Here is a 16,313-nt window from a genome sequence, read left to right on the forward strand (position 1 = left end):
AAATTGTAGGAGCGGGCCCTGCCCGCGATTCGCGCGCAGGGCGCGCTCCTACAGGTTGAAGCTGAACTCCGCGTTCATGCCGGACAGCCCCCTCTCCCGCTTGCGGGAGAGGGTTGGGGAGAGGGCGCTCTTGAGGATTCGCACCGAACCTGCCCGATGGAACCTCATTCGCGAGCAAGCTCGCTCCTACGAAAAGCGCCCCTACTCTGGCCTGCGCCCCGCCATCCGCGCCGTAATCGCCGCCGCCGCCTCCTTCAGCAACTCCGCCGCCCGCCCCTGGGTTTCCGCGCGGAAGGCGCTGGCCGCGCCCACCACCGTCACCACCCCGGCCAGTTGCTCGCCCACCGCGAATACCGGCGCCGACAGCGCGTTCACCCCCGGCATCAGCAGGCCGTGCACGTGGTGCAGGCCCGTGGCGCGGATTTCCGCCGTCTGCTTGTGCAGTTCCGCCTCGTCCAGCGCGCCGGGCGTGCCCGCCTCCTCCGCGCGCAGCGGCGCGGTCTCGCCGTCGGGCAGGTAGGCGTTGAACACCAGGCCGGTGGACGAGCCCAATAGAGGGAGCACCGAGCCCACGCGGGTGACCAGGGTCACCGCACGCAGCGGTTGCTCCACCTGCACCACGGTCGGGCCCTTGTTGCCCCACACGGCGAGAAAGCAAGTCTCGTTCAGCTCGTCGCGCAGGGCGCTCAGGTGCGCCGTGGCGGCGCGCACCACGTCCAGCCGGCCGATGGCGGCCAGGCCGACGAACAGCGCCTCAGGCCCCAGGGCGTAATGGTTGGTGGCCGCGTCCTGCTCGGCGAAGCCGCTGGCGATCAGCGCCTGCAGGTAGCGGTGGACCTTGGCCGCGGGCATGCCCACGTGCTCGGCCAGGCGCGACAGCGAGGTGGCCGGGGCCAGGTCGGCCAAGCCCCTGAGGATGTCCGTGCCGACTTCGGCGGCCTGCACTTTCTGGCGTTTCGGCGCGTCGCCGGTGTCCCTGGGAATGGCCATGCAATGACTCGTTCGTCGATGGAGGCGCTGTTATAGCTTGACCCCTTCCGACGTTCAAATTACGTTATCCGTAATTCGATTACAAAAACAAAGAGGTCGCCATGTCGTCCGTCGAATCCCTCGCCTACCTGTCGGGTTTCAACAACCAGTTCGCCAGCGAAGCCCTGCCCGGCGCGCTGCCCCACGGGCAGAACTCGCCGCAGCAGGCGCCCTACGGCCTGTACGCCGAGCAGTTCTCCGGCACCGCCTTCACCGTGCCGCGCAGCGAGGCCCGGCGCACCTGGCTGTACCGCATCAAGCCCTCGGCCAGCCACCCGCGCTTCGAACGCCTGGCACGGCAGATCCCCGGCCGCGAGCCGGGCCAGGTCAACCCCAACCGCCTGCGCTGGAACCCCCAGGACATCCCCGCCGAGCCCACCGACTTCCTCGACGGCCTGCTGACCCTCGCCGCCACCGCCGACCCCGAGCAGGCCAGCGGCGTCAGCGTGCACCTGTACCGCGCCAACCGCTCCATGGACCGGGCCTTCTTCGACGCCGACGGCGAGCTGCTGATCGTCCCGCAGCAGGGCCGCCTGCGCCTGGCCACCGAGCTGGGCCGGCTGGACATCGAGCCGCTGGAGATCGCGGTGATCCCGCGTGGCATGAAGTTCCGCGTCGAACTGCTCGACGCCACCGCCGCCGGCTACATCTGCGAGAACCACGGCGCCGCCCTGCGCATCCCCGACCTGGGCCCGATCGGCAGCAACGGCCTGGCCAACCCGCGCGACTTCCTCGCCCCGGTGGCCCACTACGAGGACATCGACGCCCCCGTGCAGCTGGTGCAGAAGTTCCTCGGCGAGCTGTGGGCCTGCGAGCTGGACCACTCGCCGCTGGACGTGGTCGCCTGGCACGGCAACAACGTGCCCTACAAGTACGACCTGCGCCTGTTCAATACCATCGGCACGGTCAGCTACGACCACCCGGACCCGTCGATCTTCACCGTGCTCACCTCGCCCAGCGACACCCACGGCATGGCCAACGTCGACTTCGTGATCTTCCCGCCGCGCTGGATGGTGGCCGAGAGCACCTTCCGCCCGCCGTGGTTCCACCGCAACCTGATGAACGAATTCATGGGCCTGATCCAGGGCGCCTACGACGCCAAGGCCGACGGTTTCTCCCCGGGCGGCGCATCCCTGCACAACTGCATGAGCGCCCACGGCCCGGACAACGCCACCACCGTGCAGGCCATAGCCGCCCAGCTTGCGCCGCACAAGATCGACAACACCATGGCCTTCATGTTCGAGACCGGCCGCGTCCTGCGCCCGACCCGCTACGCTCTCGAATGCCCGCAGCTGCAGCGCGACTACGACGCCTGCTGGAGCGGCATGGCCAAGACCTTCCAGAGGAACTGAACCCATGAACCAGGCAGACAACCGCCGCAGCTGGATCGAATCCGCCAACGGCCACCCCGACTTCCCCCTGCAGAACCTGCCGCTGGGCGTGTTCAGCAGCCCCGGCCGCGAGCCGCGTGGCGGCGTGGCCATCGGCGAGCACATCCTCGACCTGAAGGCGGCGCTGGCCGCCGACCTGTTCGAGGGCGAGGCCCGCCACGCCGCCGAAGCCGCCAGCGGCGCCAGCCTCAACGCCTTCTTCGCCCTCGGCGCCGGCCCGCGCCGCGTGCTGCGCGAGCAGCTGCAGGCGCTGCTGGCCGAAGGCAGCCCGCGCCAGGCGCAGATGCAGGAACTGGGCGCCACGCTGCTGCCGGCCCAGGCCAGCTGCCAGCTGCACCTGCCGGCCCAGGTGGGCGACTACACCGACTTCTACGTCGGCATCCACCACGCCAACAACGTCGGCCGCCTGTTCCGCCCGGACAACCCGCTGCTGCCCAACTACAAGCACGTGCCCATCGGTTACCACGGCCGCGCCTCCACCGTGGTCGCCTCCGGCGCCGCGGTGCGCCGGCCCAACGGCCAGACCCTGGCGCCCGGCGCCGAGGCCCCGGCCTTCGGCCCGAGCAAGCGCCTGGACTACGAACTGGAACTGGGCATCTGGATCGGCCCGGGCAACGCCATGGGCGAGGCCATCGGCATCGGCCAGGCCGAGCAGCACGTGGCCGGCTACTGCCTGCTCAACGACTGGTCGGCGCGCGACGTGCAGGCCTGGGAATACCAGCCGCTGGGCCCCTTCCTGGCGAAGAACTTCGCCACCAGCGTGTCGCCCTGGGTGGTCACCGCCGAGGCCCTGGCGCCCTTCCGCAAGGCCCAGCCGCCGCGCCCCGAGGGTGATCCGCAGCCGCTGCCCTACCTGCTGGACGAGCACGACCAGGCCCACGGCGCCCTCGACATCCAGTTGGAAGTGCTGCTGCAGACGGCGGCCATGCGCGAGCAGGGCGTCGAGCCCGTGCGCCTGGCACTGAGCAACACCCGGAACATGTACTGGACGGTGGCGCAGATGGTCGCCCACCACAGCGTCGGCGGCTGCAAGCTGCAGGCCGGCGACCTGTTCGGCTCCGGCACCCTCTCCGGGCCGCAGCCGGAAGCCTTCGGCAGCCTGCTGGAGAGCACCTTCGGCGGCAAGCAGCCGCTGGAACTCCCCGGCGGCGAGCAGCGCACCTTCCTGCAGGACGGCGACGAGGTGATCCTGCGCGCCTGGTGCGAACGCGACGGCTACCCGCGCATCGGCTTCGGCGAGTGCCGCGGGGTGATTCTGCCGGCGCGTTGAACAGCCAAGGTCAACCTCGGGGCCGCCTGGGCGCAAGGTCAAACGGCGGATAACGCCGTAGGCGTTATTCGCCCTACGCCAGGCTCACTCGCCACGTAGGGCGGATAACCGTTCGCGGTTATCCGCCGCCTGACCTTGGCACCCCTACCCCGCCGGCGACAAGGTCCCCAGCAACGACACCGCCGCCACCGCGGCCACCCCGCACGCCCACTCCAGCACCACACTGCGCCGCAGCGCCAGCAGGCGCCTCTCGCGAAACGCCAGGGCCACGCGGTTGAGCAGCGCCAGCGCTAGCATCCCCGCCACCAGCAGCAACTTGATCGTCAGCACGAAACCGAAGGTGGAAACCCGCGGGTCCGGCCATTGCCCGACCAGCGCCCAGACGTTCACCAGCCCGCTGGCCGCCACCCCGGCCACCAGCAGGTAGCCCACGCCGCTGAAGCGCCGCAGCGCCTCGCCATGGGTGGAGTCCGGCGCGCGGTAGAGCAGCGCCGCCAGCAACAGCAGGCCGCCGAGCCAGGCGCCGGCGCAGAGCAGGTGCAGGGCCTGGTTGAGCATCAGGCCGATGCCGGCCCAGCCGTCGAGCATGGCACCGTGGCCCACCGGCGCCAGGCTGGCCAGCACCACGCCGGCCAGCAGCACGCGCAGCGGGTTGTCCGCCGACAAGGGCAGGCACAGCGCCACCAGCAACGCGACGTTCGCCAGCAGGTGCCAGGCCCAGACCTGGCCGAAGAAGGTCTGCCCCAGCACCAGCCGCAGCGTCGGCCCGTCCAGCGCGGCAGACCAGTCGCCAGCCATGCTTGCCGCCACCAGGCCGAGCCAGGCCAGGCCACTGAGCAGCGCCAGCGCGGCGGCGCCACGCAAGCCGGCGAGCACCCGCCCATCCAGCGCGGCGAGCACGGCACCCTCCTGGCGGCGCAGCACCGCACGGAACAGCCCCACGCCGAACAGCGTGAGGGTCAGCAGCAGGTGCAGGAAACGACAGAAGACCAGGGCGTCATCCATGGCGGACGCGCCCCCGGCTGGAACGGGCATGGTTCAGGGCGCAACCTTGAAGGCGTAGCTGCCGTTGCTCTTGTGGGTGTCCACCGAAACGGCGTGCCATTCCACCTTGTACTCGCCGGCCGGCAGCGGCTGGTCGAAGGTCACCACCAGCACTTTGGCATCACCCTCGGTGGTGGCGATGCCGACCACCTTCACAGCCTTGCCGTCGGCGGCGGTGACCGTGACCTTGGTGAACTTCGCCTCGACACCTTCGGAGAAGCTCAGGCGCAGCTCCTTGGGAGCGGCGGCGGTGCTGTCGGCGGCGGGGGTTTCGCTCTTCAGGTGGGCATGGGCGAAGACGGCGGGGGCGTTGAGGATGGCGAGCAGGCCGAGGGCGGCGAGCAGGGGGGATTTGCGCATGGCGGAACCTCGAATGGATTGCAGCGCCCGGCAGCTTAGCAAAGAGGTTGGGGGTGGAGGGGGTTGGTGCTTGCTGGTGAGTTCGGTGCTGTGGTTTTGCTCCGCCCCTCTCCCTAACCCTCTCCCTGAAGGGAGAGGGTTAGGGAGAGGGCGCTCTAGAACCCAGCCACCCAACTCCCCTGGAAGCACCATTCGCGAGCAAGCTCGCTCCTACACAAGACAACATCAGCCCTGCAAGCGGTTCACATCCCCCGGATCGATGGACGCCCCAGCCCCCAGTTCCTCGCGCTGCTGCGCCAGACGCGCGCCCTCCTGGGCGACCAGGGCGAAGAGTTTCTCCGGGTCGGCCTGGCGCAGTTGCAGGGCCATTTTCTCCATGCCCTCGGCGACCACGATGTCATGCTGCCGCGCGGCCAGACCGGCAAGGATGGTCTGCGCGGCCACCGCCGGGTCGATGCCGTTGTCGATGTTGGTGTCCGAGCGGCCGCGCTGGCTGCCGTTGCCTTCCAGGGAGTTCAGGGCGATGGCGGTGCGCACCGAGCCGGGCAGGATCACGCTGACGCCGATGCCGTAGGCCGCCTCCACTTCCGCGCGCAGCGCCTCGAAGTAGCCGACCACCGCGTGCTTGGCGCCGCAGTAGCCGGTGCGCAGCGGCGCGCCCACCTTGCCGGCCACCGAGCTGACCACCGCCAGCTGGCCGCCGCGCTGTTCCACCAGGCGCGGCAGCAGGGCCTGGGTCAGGGCCACGGGGGCCAGGTAATCCACTTCCATCAGTTGCCGGTACACCGCAAGGCCGGTGTCCAGGGCCAGGCTGCGCTGGCTGACGCCGGCGTTGTTCACCAGCAGGTCGATGCGCCCGCGCCAGGCCCAGGCCTGCTCCACCAGGGCCGGCAGGCGCTCGTAGTCGGTGCTTTCGAAAGGCAGCACCAGGCTGCGTTGCGGGGCGCGCCCGGCCAGCGCCTGCAGGGCCTCGACGCGACGCCCGGAGAGGATCACCTCGGCGCCCTGCTCCAGCAATGCCAGCGCCAGCGCCTCGCCGATGCCGGAAGAGGCGCCGGTTATCCACACTACCTTGGCTGCGAAACTCATCGTTGTTGTTCTCCTTGGCCTGCGGGCGCACGCCGCCCGCGTTGCCAGGCAGGCTAGGCCAGCACGCGGCGCAGGACTGCCGGAAACCCGACAATTGCCCATGGCTTGCAGCGGCCGGGCAAGGCGGTCAAAGTGCTGCGGTCCCCTGCCCGAACCCCGCCCCATGCCCGATACCGAAGACCTCCTGCAGCAACTGGGCGCCAACCCCTGGTTCGCCCGACTGGCCCCCGCGGTACGCCGCACCCTGGCCAGCGAAGGCCGGCGCCAGCAGCTGCGCGCCGGCGAGTTCGTGTTCCGCCAGGGCGACCGCGGCGAGCACTTCCTCACCCTGCTGCACGGCAAGCTGAAGGCCTCGACCCTGCGCGAGGACGGCAAGGAGGCCATCCTCGCGGTGCTGGAGCCCGGCCACTGGTTCGGCGAGGCCTCGATGCTCGACGGCCTGCCGCGCACCCACGACGTGATCGCCAGCCGTGACAGCGAAGTGCTGGGCGTCGACCAGGCGACCTTCGACCGGCTGATGCTCGACAACGGCTTCGCCCGCGCCGTCTGCGTGCTCCAGGCGCAGCACACGCGCCTGGTCTACCGCCTGCTGGAAGACGCCATGCTGCGCTCCACCCGCGCCCGCATCGCCAGCCGCCTGGAACAATTGGCGCGCGGCGACGGCAGCATCGACGGCGAGCAGCGCCAGGTGGTGCGCATCAGCCAGGACGAGCTGGCGATGATGCTCGGCATCAGCCGCCAGACGCTGTCCCTGGAACTGCGCGAGCTGGTGGCCGGCGGCGCGCTGGAACTGGGCTACCGGCAACTGCGCATCCTGTCGCTGGAAAAGCTGCGCGAAATGGCGGCGCAAACGTAACGGATGGGCTTGGCGTAGGGCGAATAACGCTCCGCGTTATCCGCCGTTTAACCTCGCCTCCAAGCAGCTCCAAGGCCGACCTGGACGTCGGCTGCGGCATGGACCAATCGGCGGATAACCGCGAACGGTTATTCGCCCTACATCACGGTCGAGCTTGGCGTAGGGCGAATAACGCTCCGCGTTATCCGCCGTTTAACCTCGCTTCCAGGCGGCTCCAAGGTCGACCTGGGCCTCGGCTGCGGCATGAGCCAATCGGCGGACAACCGCGAACGGTTATTCGCCCTACGGCACGGTCGGGCTTGGTCATGCCTCCAACGCCCGCAAACGCTGTTCGAGGAAGCGCCGCTCCGGCTCCAGGCGCACCAGTTCCAGCGCCCGCTGGTAGGCCTCGCGGGCCTCGGCGGTGCGGCCCAGGCGGCGGCAGAAGTCGGCACGGGCGGCGTGGGCCAGGTGGTAGTCGGCCAGCTCGCCGCGGGCGAGGATGGCGTCCACCGCGTCCAGCCCGGCCTGCACTCCGTCGCGCATGGCCAGGGCCACCGCGCGGTTGAGTTCCACCACCGGCGAGGGCTGCAGTTGCAGCAGCGCGTCGTACAGCGCCACCAGGCGCGGCCAGTCGGTGCTGGCCAGGTCGGCGGCCTCGGCGTGCACCGCGGCCAGGGCCGCCTGCAGGCTGTAGGGGCCGAAGCGGCGGCTGGCCAGGGCCAGGCCGGCCAGGCGCCGGCCCTCGGCGATCAGCGCCCGGTCCCAGCGCGAGCGGTCCTGGTGCTCCAGCAGCACCAGCCCGCCGTTCTCGTCGCTGCGCGCGGCACGCCGCGATTCCTGCAGCAGCATCAGCGCCAGCAGGCCCATCACTTCCGGCTCCGGCAGCAGTTCCAGCAGTTGCCGGCCGAGGCGGATGGCCTCGCCGGACAGCTCGGCGCGGGTCAGGGATTCGCCGCTGGAAGCCGCGTAGCCCTCGTTGAACACCAGGTACACCACCCGCAGCACGCTGGCCAGGCGCTGCGGCAGCTCGGCCGGCTCCGGCACCTGGTAGGGAATGCGCGCATCGCGGATCTTCTGCTTGGCGCGGACGATGCGCTGGGCGATGGTCGCCGGCTGCGCGAGGAAGGCGCGGGCGATCTCCTCGGTGCGCAGGTCGCAGACCTCGCGCAGGGTCAGCGCCACCTGGGCGTCGGCGGCCAGCGCCGGGTGGCAGCAGGTGAACACCAGGCGCAGGCGGTCGTCCTCCAGGCCCTCGTGCTCGGCCTCTTCCTCGCCCTGGGTGTCGATCTCCAGCTGGCGGGCGATCTGCTCCAGCGAGGCGTCGAAGCGCACCCGCCGGCGCAGGTGGTCGATGGCCTTGAAGCGCCCGGCGGAGACCAGCCAGGCCCGCGGGTTGTGCGGCAGGCCATCGCGCCCCCACTGCTCCACGGCGGCGGCGAAGGCGTCGTGCAGCGCCTCCTCGGCGCGGTCGAAGTCGCCCAGCAGGCGGATCAGCGTGGCCAGCACGCGCCGCGATTCGCGGCGGTAGATGTCATCCACCCTGTCCCGCAGCGAAGGCGGCGCGTAGTCATGCATGCGGCCGGCTCATGGCTGGGCATCGAACAGCAACTGTCCGCTGTGCATGTCGAAGGGGATGGAGAAGTGCTCGTGGACGATCTTCCATTCCCCGTCCACCCGCCGCAGGCCGAAGGTCACCCGCGCCCAGGAGGCCTTTTCCTCGCCCTGCTCGTCCCTGCCGCCGCAGTACGACAGGTAGTGGCCGAAGGCGACGTCGCCGCCCTGCTCCACCGCCAGGTGGTGGCGCTCGAAGCGCGTCTGCTGGCAGGCCTGCAGGCAGGCGCGCCAGTGCTGCGCATAGGCCTCGCGGCCGACGAACTGCAGCTTGCCCACGGCATCGAAGGCCAGCACGTCGTCGCTGTAGTGGCGGACGATGGCCTCGACGTCGCCGGCCTGCACCGCTTCCAGCCAGCCGTCCAGCAGGCGCTGGATGGCCGGGTCGATGGGACTGCCCATGGCGATTCCTCCTTCTCAGGACGCGCAGCAGCCGTGCGGCGGTTGCTCGTCGTCGTAGCGGTCATGGTAGCGCAGCCAGTTCATGCCCTTGCCGTCGAGGTCGGCCATGCCGCCCCAGCCCTCGCCGCGGCCCAGTGGCGTGAGGTCGAGCAGATGGTAGGTGAACAGCGGCGCCTCCAGCCCGCGGCCGTAGGCGGAGTAGCTGTGGTAGACGCTGTCGCCGTCGCGCAGGAACACGCTCATGCCGGGCTGCTCGCCCTGGATATGGTAGTCCTGGCCCAGGCGCCGCAGCTCGTCCAGGTCGCGGTAGTTGTATTCGATCGGCGCCACCTTCTCGTCGAGGGTGACGTGGAAGTCGTAGTTGAAGTCGCTGCCGAAGGACGAGTACCAGGGCAGCCGCCAGCCCATGCGCGTGCGGAACGGGGCGATTTCCGCCAGGGGCGCGCGGGACACCAGGGCCAGGGTGGTGCCGCGGGCGTGCAGGTGCTCCAGGCGGCCGAGGTTGTCGACCAGGAACGAGCAGCCCTCGCAGCCCTCGCCACGGTCGCGGTGGAACATGAAGTGGTAGACGATGAGCTGCGGCCGCCCCTCGAACAGGTCGAGCAGGCGCAGCGGGCCGTCCGGGCCCTCGAAGCGGTAGTCCTTGTCGATGCGCACCAGCGGCAGCCTGCGCCGCTCGGCGGCCAGGGCGTCACGGGCGTGGGTGGCCTCGCGCTCCAGCTGCCACAGGCGCTTGCGCGCGGCCAGCCAGTCTTCGCGGCTCACCACGGGCGGCAGGGTGAAGTTATCGATTTTCATGGGCGTTCCTCCTCTTCGCGGGGGTCGCCGGCCGGCCGACGGGGCTCAGGCCTGGGCGGCGAAGTGCTGTTCCCAGTCGCGGATCGGCCGCACCTCGATGCAGCCCAGGCGCCCCGGCGGGATCTTCGCGGCGATCTGGATGGCCTCGTTGAGGTCGCGCGCCTCGATCAGGTAGAAGCCGCCGAGCTGCTCGCGGGTCTCGGCGAAGGGCCCGTCGGTGACCGACAGCTGGCCGTCGCGGTGGCGCAGGGTGGTGGCGGTGTCCACCGACTGCAGGGCCTCCACCGCCACCAGCTGGCCGCGCTCGCGCAGCTGCTGCTCGTAGCCCAGGCATTCTTCCACCACGGCGCGGTAGTCATGGGCGGGCAGCTGCGCGGCGGCTTTCTCGTCCAGGTAGATCAGGCACAGGTATTTCATCCTCGGCTCCTCCGGGCGTTGGGACGCAGATACCTATAGTCGTGCCGGGCCGGTAGGGATCGACAGCAGGTCGGTTTTTCCCCGTGCTGGCGGACGAACGGTCGCTCACTCGTAGGTCAGGGTGAAGGTCGCGGTGACCGCCACCTGCCCCGCCGTCATACCGCTGGCGGTCTTGTAGTACTTGGCCGCCAGCGGGATGCTCACCGCCTGGTTGGCACTGCTGGTGGTGGTCTGCAGGGCCCGGGTGGCCAACGGCTGCACCAGGGTGCTGCTGGCGTCGCCATAGAACAGCTGGACGCCGACGCCACTGGCCATGCCGGCGCCGCTGGCGTTGTTGAGGACCTGGTTGCCGCTGGTGGTACCGTCTATCTGGTACCAGACCTTCACCCCGTTGTCGCAGCGCAGGTTGATCTTGAAGGCTCGGGCCTTGCTGTTGTCGGCCAGTACGCCGAGGCCGCTGGGGAAATCGCTCCTGAGCACCGTGGGCAGCGGCACGGTGATGCCCTGGCTGTCGGGGTTGATCTCGCAGGCCCGCGAAGTGACCGCGGTGGCGCCGGTGAAGGTCAGCTGCGTCACCGCCAGGTTCTGGTAGGACACGGTGGAGGTGCCGCTGACCTGCAACTGGCCGCCATTGAGGATCGGCCCGGTCTTCACCAGGCGCACCCACCAGGAGTTCTTCAGCGGGTACTGGGTGCCGGTCACCGACCAGGCCAGGCTGGGGATGGGGGTGACGTTGTTGTAGAGCGGGTTGCAAGAGGCGTTGTTGCACCAGTACACCGAGATGCCGATGCCCTCGATGTTGGTCTTGAACACAGAGGGGTAGCCGCTGCTGTTGGTGAAGCCGGGCACGGCGGCGCCGATGCCGGCGGCCAGCGCGCCGGACACGTAGCCATTGCTGTTGCAGGTGATGTTGTTGCCGCTGGCGGCCACCCAGCCGCTGCTCCACAGCTCGGTACCCGGCGTGGCATCGGCGGGCACGCTGATGGTTGCCGGCAGGCTCATGCTCAGTTGCGAGGTCATGTAGCCGGAGTCGAAGCTGCAGCTCGCCCAGGCCGAGGTCGACAGGCCACCGAGCAGCAGCAGGCAGAACAGGAAAATCTTCTTCATGGGTACCTCGTCGAGGGCGGCCGCGCCTAGCGGGCCGCCAGTTCACCGCTGGCCGGCGCGCGCCTGCACACCGCCTCGGCCTGCTGGAAGGGTTTGCCGTCGGCGGCCGCGGCGGCCACCTGGTAGCGCGCCCGGCACTGCCGCTGCGGGCCTTCGCCCCAGCGCACCTGCAGCTCGCCGCGGGTTTCCTGCAGGCGCAGGAACACCTGGCTGCCCTGGCCCACGAGGGTCAGGCTGTTGCCCTTGGCGTCGAGCACCTCGGCGCCCACCGGCAGGCTGTTGCCCTGCTCGTCCAGCAGGTGCAGCAGCAGCGGCTGGCCGCTGACGGTGGGGTACTTGAGCATCACCACGGCGCCGTAGCGCGGCGCCACGTTCTGCGAGGTGGTCTGCAGCTCGACGTCGTCGGGCAGGCCCTTGGGGTCGAGCACCACCTGGTTCTCGCGGTAGGGCATCAGGCTGGAGAGCACCCCGTAGCCGTTGCCGCCGACCGCCCCGCCGCTGCTGTTGACCAGCGCCGCGCCGGCTGCGCCCTTGGCCTCGATCACCGCGCGGGTCTCGCCCTGGGCCTGGCTGAAGCTGACGCCGCCCGGGTGCGCCACCACGCTGCCGGACAGGCCCAGGCCGTACTGGTGGTAGCCCTCGCCCTCGCTGTAGCTGGCCGACAGGTTGGTCTGCGGCGCGCGGTACTGCACGTTGGCGCCGCCGGCGTTGCTGCTCTGCCCGTCGACGCGGCTGCGCGAGCCGTACACGCCGTAGTTGAACTGGTTGTAGTCGCCCAGCGAGCCGGCCACGCTCAGTTGGCTGTTGAGGTCGCCGTTGCTGTTGCGCGTGGTGGTGCTGTTCAGGTACGGCGCATGGCTGGAGCGCCCCAGCGGCAGCGAGAGGTTGAGCATGTACTGGGTGTCGGTCTCGCCGGACAGCCCGCGGGTGCGGTTGGCCGACAGGCTCAGGCTGCCCCAGCCGAAGCTGTTGGAGTAGCCGGCCTGGTAGCTCATGTCGCTGCCCTTGCCGGCGTTCCAGTATTTCTGCGCCGAACCGCTCAGGTACAGGCTGCCCAGGCGTTCGCCCAGGGGCTGGCTGAGGTTGACCTGGAAGCGGTTGCGCTGGCGCCAGGCGGTGTAGTCGGCGTCCTCCGGCGAGCGCGCGTAGGCGAAGTCGGCGAAGTTCAGGTAGCCGTCGCTGGAGAAGCGGTAGGCCGCCACCGCGAAGTTGGTGCGGGTGGATTCCAGCAGCTTGCTGTAGCTGAGGCGGAAGCTCTGGCCGCTGGCGCTGCTGCCCTGGTCGCCGGCCTTCAGGCCGCTGGCGTGGGATTGGGTGACGTCGAAGGCGAAGGCGCCGATCGGCGTGCTCAGGGCCAGGCCGCCCTGCACCGCCAGGTAGTTCTCGGCGACGATGCTGCCGGTGTAGCCGGTCCACAGGTTGGAGATGCCGCGCTGGTAGGTGCCCTGGACGAAGTTCGGGGTGTCGTCCAGGCGGTCGTCGCGGTACTGGCCGGCGCTGACGCTGTAGCGCGACACGCCCGGGCGCAGCAGTTGCGCCACGCTGGCGAAGGGCACGGTGAACTGGCGCACGCGGCCGTCGGCCTCGGTCACGGTGACCTCCAGGTCGCCGGCGTAGCCGGAGTTGTACAGGTCGTCGATGACGAAGGGCCCGGGCGCCACGCTGGTCTCGTAGAGGACGTTGCCGCCCTGGCGCACCGTGACCTTGGCGTTGGTCTCGGCGGTGCCGCGGATGGCCGGGGCGAAGCCGCGCTGCGAGTCGGGCAGCATGCGGTCGTCGGAGGCCAGCTGGACGCCGCTGAAGGGCACGCTGTCGAACAGATCGGCGGGGGTGAAGTACTCGCCGAGGGTCAGCTGCGACTTCAGCCCGGTGATGTCGCGCTGGGCGTAGCTGCTGATGGCGTCGTAGTGCCGCGTGCTCTTCTGCTGGTCGCCCTGGCTCTGGCTGTAGCTGCCGTTGTGGCGCAGGCGCCAGTCGCCCAGGTTGAGCCCGGCGTTGAGGCCGGCGTAGTACTGGTCCTGGGTGCCGCCGGCCTCGGTGCGGTAGGCGTTGGCGTTGTAGTCGACGAAGGCCGCGGTGACGCCGCGGTCCCAGTCGCGCGGGTCGACGTAGCCGCGCGAGACGCGGCTGAGGTAGGCCTGGGGAATGCTCAGGTCCAGGCGCAGGTCGCCCTGGGCGAAGTCCGCACGGGCGCCGGGCACCAGGCGCTCGATGTCCACGCAGTCGGCGTCGGCCAGGGCCCGTTCGGTGGCCTTGGCGTCCGGCAGCTTGCCGGTATCCAGGCCCAGGCCGGGCAACTGGCTGCGCTTGAAGCAGTAGCTGGCCGGGGTGTCGCCCTCGCCGCCGCGTACCCGCAGTTCCTCGCGGCCAGTCCAGGTCTGGTTGACGTAGACGTCCACCCGGTAGCTGCCCGGGGTGACCGGGTTGCCCCGCTCGTAGCGCGAGACGTCCAGCGGGCGGCCGTCGGGGCCACGCAGGAAGGCCGGGTTGAAGGCGGCGTAGAGTGCGTCCTCGGCGGCCCGCGGCGGCTCCACCGGGACGGCGGCCCAGGCGGCGGCGATCGCCAGGGCCAGGGGCCCCGGGCACGGCCAGGCGCGTCGGCGCCCGGCGGGGGTACGACGGGAATGACGAGACATCGATGCACCTTGTCGAATCGGCCCTCGCGCGCCAGCGCGGCCGGGGGTCAATGCAGATTGGCGGTTCGTTCCGGGGCGACGCCGTAGTCGCTCATCCAGCGGTAGCGCACCTGCCCGGCGCCCGCGCCGCCGGCGAAGCCGTCGAGGGCGAAGGTCTGGCTGGCGAAGGGCGCGATCATGCCGCCCGCCGCCGTGTAGTCGCGGCCGCCCTGGGCCAGGGTCAGGCCGCTGTAGGACAGGTGGTAGGGGCTGGGGTTGTCGCCGCGCAGGGCATAGCCCGCGCCCTGGCGCACCAGTTGCCAGCGCACCTGGCCCACGGCGCCGTCCAGGTCGCCGGGCAACCCGGCGGGCCGGTAGAACAGCTTCAGCCGCGAGCGCACGGCGATCTGCATGTAGTTGCTGTCGGCGCCGGCGGGTATCGGCGGCACTTCCAGGCTGTTGAACCAGAACAGCGACTCGCGGTCCTGCGGCAGCTTTTCGCCGGTGAACATCAGGCGCACGCTCTGGCCCTTCTGCGGGTCCAGGCGGAAGATCGGCGGCGTGATGAGGAAGGGCGCGTTGGCGGTCTGCGGCGTGGAGCGTTCGTCGCCCCGGTCGGCCCAGACCTGCATCAGCACCGGTTGTTTGCCCTGGTTGGTCAGGCGGACGGTGACCTCGCGCTCCTTCGCCGGGTAGATCACCCGCGTGCCGTCGATGACCACCCCGGCGTGGGCCAGGGGCGCGCCGAGCGCGAGCAGCAGGAGGCCGGCCGCGAGCCATGCCGGCCGCAGCGAGGGGAAACCTTGCATCATGGGTACCTCGATGCCCGGGGCGGAGCCGCCGGGCAGGTCGATCACGGGTGGATCACTGGTAGATCAGCTGGAAGTTGGCCTGGGAAACCACGGTGCCGGCGGTGGCGCCACCAGCGGCGGAGTAGTAGCGGGCGAAGTACTTCAGGTCGATGCTGCCGCCGGCCACGTTGGTGGACTCGCCGCGGGTGACCTGGGCGCTGTAGCTGTCGTTGTGGATGTTGATCGGCTGCTGGCCCTTGTCCAGCAACTGCACCGCCACGGCGCTGGCGCCGCCGGTGTTGCTCAGGTTGCCGTTGGAATCCACGTTGGCGTCCGGGACGAAAGCGACGGACACCGTGTCCGCGCCAGTGCCGGAGCTGGTGGTGCAGCCGGAGACCTTGATCGAGAACGGGGTGATGCCGGTGTAGCTACCCGCGCTCTGCAGCAACGACTTGTCGACGTTGGGCAGGGTCACCTGGACGTTGCCAGAGCCGGCGTCCACCACGCAGGTGGTGTCCACCACCTTGCCGGTGATGTTGATCTGCCCGGTCTGGGCCGCCGATACGGCCATCGAGGCTCCGACGCCCACCAGGGCCATCATGGCGGCGAGCAGTTTCTTTTGCATGATCGAACTCCAATTCATTGCGGTTGTGCTGGCTGCCCGTCAAGAAGGACACCTGCCCGAGGAACCCGAGCCATTCAGAAGGTTCTTCGCTGCGGCCAGCCAACGCGGAAATGCTGGAGTGGGACCGATGAAGGGTCGCAGCCTCGACACCGCCTACTCTAGGGAGTCCACCATTGGCTATAAATCAGACGAATCTCAAAGGAATTCGAGCAAATTCGTACATATAAATCCGAGTACTTGCCAGCCGTTTCATTGGAAGAGATCGGACTTGATGCAGAACGTCAGCAGGGCCTGGTCGCTGTCCACTTCCAGCTTGCGCATGGCGGAGATCTTCTGCGCGCTGACGGTCTTCACGCTGCGGTTGAGCACCCGGGCGATGTCGCGCACGTTCAACCCCGAGACGAAGTGGCGCAGCACCTCGTACTCCTTGGTGGACAGGCTGGCGATGCGCCCCTCGATGTCGTCGCCGCCGGGCACCACGCTGTTCGGCGCCTGCATGCAGGGCCCACGGTAGATGCGGCCGCGGGCGATGGCGTCGAGGGCCGCCAGGATCTCGTCGGGGTCGCCGCTCTTGGGCACCACGCCGGCCACGCCGAGGTCGTACAGGCTGGAGAAGATCAGGGTGTTGCTGAGCATGGTGTAGATCAGCACGCGGGTCTGCGGGAACTGCCGCAGCAGGTAGCCGATCAGCTTGAGGCCGTCGCCATAGTTCGCATCGCCAGGCATGTTGTAATCGGTGATGACGATGTCCGGCGAAAGCTCGCCGTACATCCGCACCAGTTCGCTGGAGTTGGCCGCCATGCCGACCACGGAAAAGCGTGGGTCCCCCTGCACCACCTCGCGCACCCCCATCCGGACGATCGAATGATCGTCCGCCACCACGATTCTGAGTTTTTCCATAACAGTCTCTTGGTCATGCGTATCGC

The 16,313-nt window shown here is 69.7% G+C and carries 16 protein-coding genes; 3 read left to right on the forward strand and 13 right to left on the reverse strand.

What is annotated here, in order from left to right; translation table 11 throughout:
* Window positions 1–201: 201 nt before the first annotated feature.
* The gene (locus tag PKO50_RS24520; protein ID WP_089394215.1) at window positions 202–990 is read right to left on the reverse strand and encodes an IclR family transcriptional regulator; all 789 of its coding nucleotides are present in this window, start codon (window positions 988–990) and stop codon (window positions 202–204) included.
* Window positions 991–1,091: 101 nt separating this feature from the next.
* On the opposite strand from PKO50_RS24520, the gene hmgA reads away from it, so the two are divergent.
* Entirely contained in the window at window positions 1,092–2,381 is a 1,290-nt protein-coding gene (gene hmgA / locus PKO50_RS24525; RefSeq protein WP_109936478.1) for a homogentisate 1,2-dioxygenase, read from the forward strand.
* Window positions 2,382–2,385: 4 nt separating this feature from the next.
* Window positions 2,386–3,690, forward strand: a complete 1,305-nt coding sequence (gene fahA / locus PKO50_RS24530; RefSeq protein ID WP_275627479.1) for a fumarylacetoacetase — start codon at window positions 2,386–2,388, stop codon at window positions 3,688–3,690.
* 144 nt (window positions 3,691–3,834) lie between these two features.
* Here the strand turns inward: fahA and copD are convergent, their stop codons facing one another.
* The 3 genes from copD to PKO50_RS24545 all read right to left on the reverse strand — a co-directional run bounded on the left by copD (window position 3,835) and on the right by PKO50_RS24545 (window position 6,183).
* Window positions 3,835–4,695 (reverse strand): copper homeostasis membrane protein CopD, encoded by an 861-nt coding sequence (copD, locus tag PKO50_RS24535; protein ID WP_275627480.1) that lies wholly within the window; start codon window positions 4,693–4,695, stop codon window positions 3,835–3,837.
* Window positions 4,696–4,728: 33 nt separating this feature from the next.
* Window positions 4,729–5,094, reverse strand: a complete 366-nt coding sequence (gene copC, locus PKO50_RS24540; RefSeq protein ID WP_109936481.1) for a copper homeostasis periplasmic binding protein CopC — start codon at window positions 5,092–5,094, stop codon at window positions 4,729–4,731.
* A 225-nt stretch (window positions 5,095–5,319) separates the two neighbouring features.
* Window positions 5,320–6,183: an SDR family NAD(P)-dependent oxidoreductase gene (locus tag PKO50_RS24545; protein WP_275627481.1), complete on the reverse strand. Its 864-nt coding sequence runs from the start codon at window positions 6,181–6,183 to the stop codon at window positions 5,320–5,322.
* Window positions 6,184–6,346: 163 nt separating this feature from the next.
* Here PKO50_RS24545 and PKO50_RS24550 point away from each other — a divergent pair, with 163 nt between their 5' ends.
* On the forward strand, window positions 6,347–7,039 hold the full coding sequence (locus PKO50_RS24550; protein ID WP_275627482.1) for a Crp/Fnr family transcriptional regulator: 693 nt from the start codon (window positions 6,347–6,349) through the stop codon (window positions 7,037–7,039).
* 303 nt (window positions 7,040–7,342) lie between these two features.
* Here PKO50_RS24550 and PKO50_RS24555 read toward each other — a convergent pair whose 3' ends face one another.
* From PKO50_RS24555 to PKO50_RS24595, 9 genes are all read right to left on the reverse strand, one after another.
* Window positions 7,343–8,596 (reverse strand): RNA polymerase sigma factor, encoded by a 1,254-nt coding sequence (locus PKO50_RS24555; protein ID WP_275627483.1) that lies wholly within the window; start codon window positions 8,594–8,596, stop codon window positions 7,343–7,345.
* 9 nt (window positions 8,597–8,605) lie between these two features.
* On the reverse strand, window positions 8,606–9,034 hold the full coding sequence (locus PKO50_RS24560) for an SgcJ/EcaC family oxidoreductase (protein ID WP_275627484.1): 429 nt from the start codon (window positions 9,032–9,034) through the stop codon (window positions 8,606–8,608).
* A gap of 15 nt (window positions 9,035–9,049) precedes the next feature.
* Window positions 9,050–9,832 (reverse strand): DUF899 domain-containing protein, encoded by a 783-nt coding sequence (locus PKO50_RS24565; RefSeq protein ID WP_275627485.1) that lies wholly within the window; start codon window positions 9,830–9,832, stop codon window positions 9,050–9,052.
* Window positions 9,833–9,877: 45 nt separating this feature from the next.
* A complete protein-coding gene (locus PKO50_RS24570; RefSeq protein WP_089394225.1) occupies window positions 9,878–10,249 on the reverse strand; it encodes a YciI family protein in 372 nt (123 codons plus the stop codon).
* A 105-nt stretch (window positions 10,250–10,354) separates the two neighbouring features.
* Window positions 10,355–11,356 (reverse strand): fimbrial protein, encoded by a 1,002-nt coding sequence (locus tag PKO50_RS24575; protein WP_275627486.1) that lies wholly within the window; start codon window positions 11,354–11,356, stop codon window positions 10,355–10,357.
* A 26-nt stretch (window positions 11,357–11,382) separates the two neighbouring features.
* A complete protein-coding gene (locus tag PKO50_RS24580; protein ID WP_275627487.1) occupies window positions 11,383–13,992 on the reverse strand; it encodes a fimbria/pilus outer membrane usher protein in 2,610 nt (869 codons plus the stop codon).
* A gap of 47 nt (window positions 13,993–14,039) precedes the next feature.
* Window positions 14,040–14,828: a fimbria/pilus periplasmic chaperone gene (locus tag PKO50_RS24585; RefSeq protein WP_275627488.1), complete on the reverse strand. Its 789-nt coding sequence runs from the start codon at window positions 14,826–14,828 to the stop codon at window positions 14,040–14,042.
* A 7-nt stretch (window positions 14,829–14,835) separates the two neighbouring features.
* Entirely contained in the window at window positions 14,836–15,387 is a 552-nt protein-coding gene (locus PKO50_RS24590) for a fimbrial protein (protein ID WP_275627489.1), read from the reverse strand.
* Between the two features lie 249 nt (window positions 15,388–15,636).
* On the reverse strand, window positions 15,637–16,287 hold the full coding sequence (locus tag PKO50_RS24595; protein ID WP_275627490.1) for a response regulator transcription factor: 651 nt from the start codon (window positions 16,285–16,287) through the stop codon (window positions 15,637–15,639).
* Window positions 16,288–16,313: the final 26 nt, after the last annotated feature.

Origin of the sequence: Pseudomonas sp. 273, from assembly GCF_029201425.1 — a bacterium.
Classification (GTDB): Bacteria; Pseudomonadota; Gammaproteobacteria; order Pseudomonadales; family Pseudomonadaceae; genus Pseudomonas; species Pseudomonas delhiensis.

What these genes read in the sequence shown, in the direction of transcription:
- PKO50_RS24580 (WP_275627487.1), bottom strand. Translation starts at nt 13,992, where the DNA reads ATGTCTCGTCATTCCCGTCGTACCCCCGCCGGGCGCCGACGCGCCTGG.
- PKO50_RS24595 (WP_275627490.1), bottom strand. Translation starts at nt 16,287, where the DNA reads ATGGAAAAACTCAGAATCGTGGTGGCGGACGATCATTCGATCGTCCGG.
- PKO50_RS24550 (WP_275627482.1), top strand. Translation starts at nt 6,347, where the DNA reads ATGCCCGATACCGAAGACCTCCTGCAGCAACTGGGCGCCAACCCCTGG.
- fahA (WP_275627479.1), top strand. Translation starts at nt 2,386, where the DNA reads ATGAACCAGGCAGACAACCGCCGCAGCTGGATCGAATCCGCCAACGGC.
- PKO50_RS24575 (WP_275627486.1), bottom strand. Translation starts at nt 11,356, where the DNA reads ATGAAGAAGATTTTCCTGTTCTGCCTGCTGCTGCTCGGTGGCCTGTCG.
- PKO50_RS24590 (WP_275627489.1), bottom strand. Translation starts at nt 15,387, where the DNA reads ATGCAAAAGAAACTGCTCGCCGCCATGATGGCCCTGGTGGGCGTCGGA.
- PKO50_RS24565 (WP_275627485.1), bottom strand. Translation starts at nt 9,832, where the DNA reads ATGAAAATCGATAACTTCACCCTGCCGCCCGTGGTGAGCCGCGAAGAC.
- copC (WP_109936481.1), bottom strand. Translation starts at nt 5,094, where the DNA reads ATGCGCAAATCCCCCCTGCTCGCCGCCCTCGGCCTGCTCGCCATCCTC.
- hmgA (WP_109936478.1), top strand. Translation starts at nt 1,092, where the DNA reads ATGTCGTCCGTCGAATCCCTCGCCTACCTGTCGGGTTTCAACAACCAG.
- copD (WP_275627480.1), bottom strand. Translation starts at nt 4,695, where the DNA reads ATGGATGACGCCCTGGTCTTCTGTCGTTTCCTGCACCTGCTGCTGACC.
- PKO50_RS24560 (WP_275627484.1), bottom strand. Translation starts at nt 9,034, where the DNA reads ATGGGCAGTCCCATCGACCCGGCCATCCAGCGCCTGCTGGACGGCTGG.
- PKO50_RS24545 (WP_275627481.1), bottom strand. Translation starts at nt 6,183, where the DNA reads ATGAGTTTCGCAGCCAAGGTAGTGTGGATAACCGGCGCCTCTTCCGGC.
- PKO50_RS24520 (WP_089394215.1), bottom strand. Translation starts at nt 990, where the DNA reads ATGGCCATTCCCAGGGACACCGGCGACGCGCCGAAACGCCAGAAAGTG.
- PKO50_RS24570 (WP_089394225.1), bottom strand. Translation starts at nt 10,249, where the DNA reads ATGAAATACCTGTGCCTGATCTACCTGGACGAGAAAGCCGCCGCGCAG.
- PKO50_RS24555 (WP_275627483.1), bottom strand. Translation starts at nt 8,596, where the DNA reads ATGCATGACTACGCGCCGCCTTCGCTGCGGGACAGGGTGGATGACATC.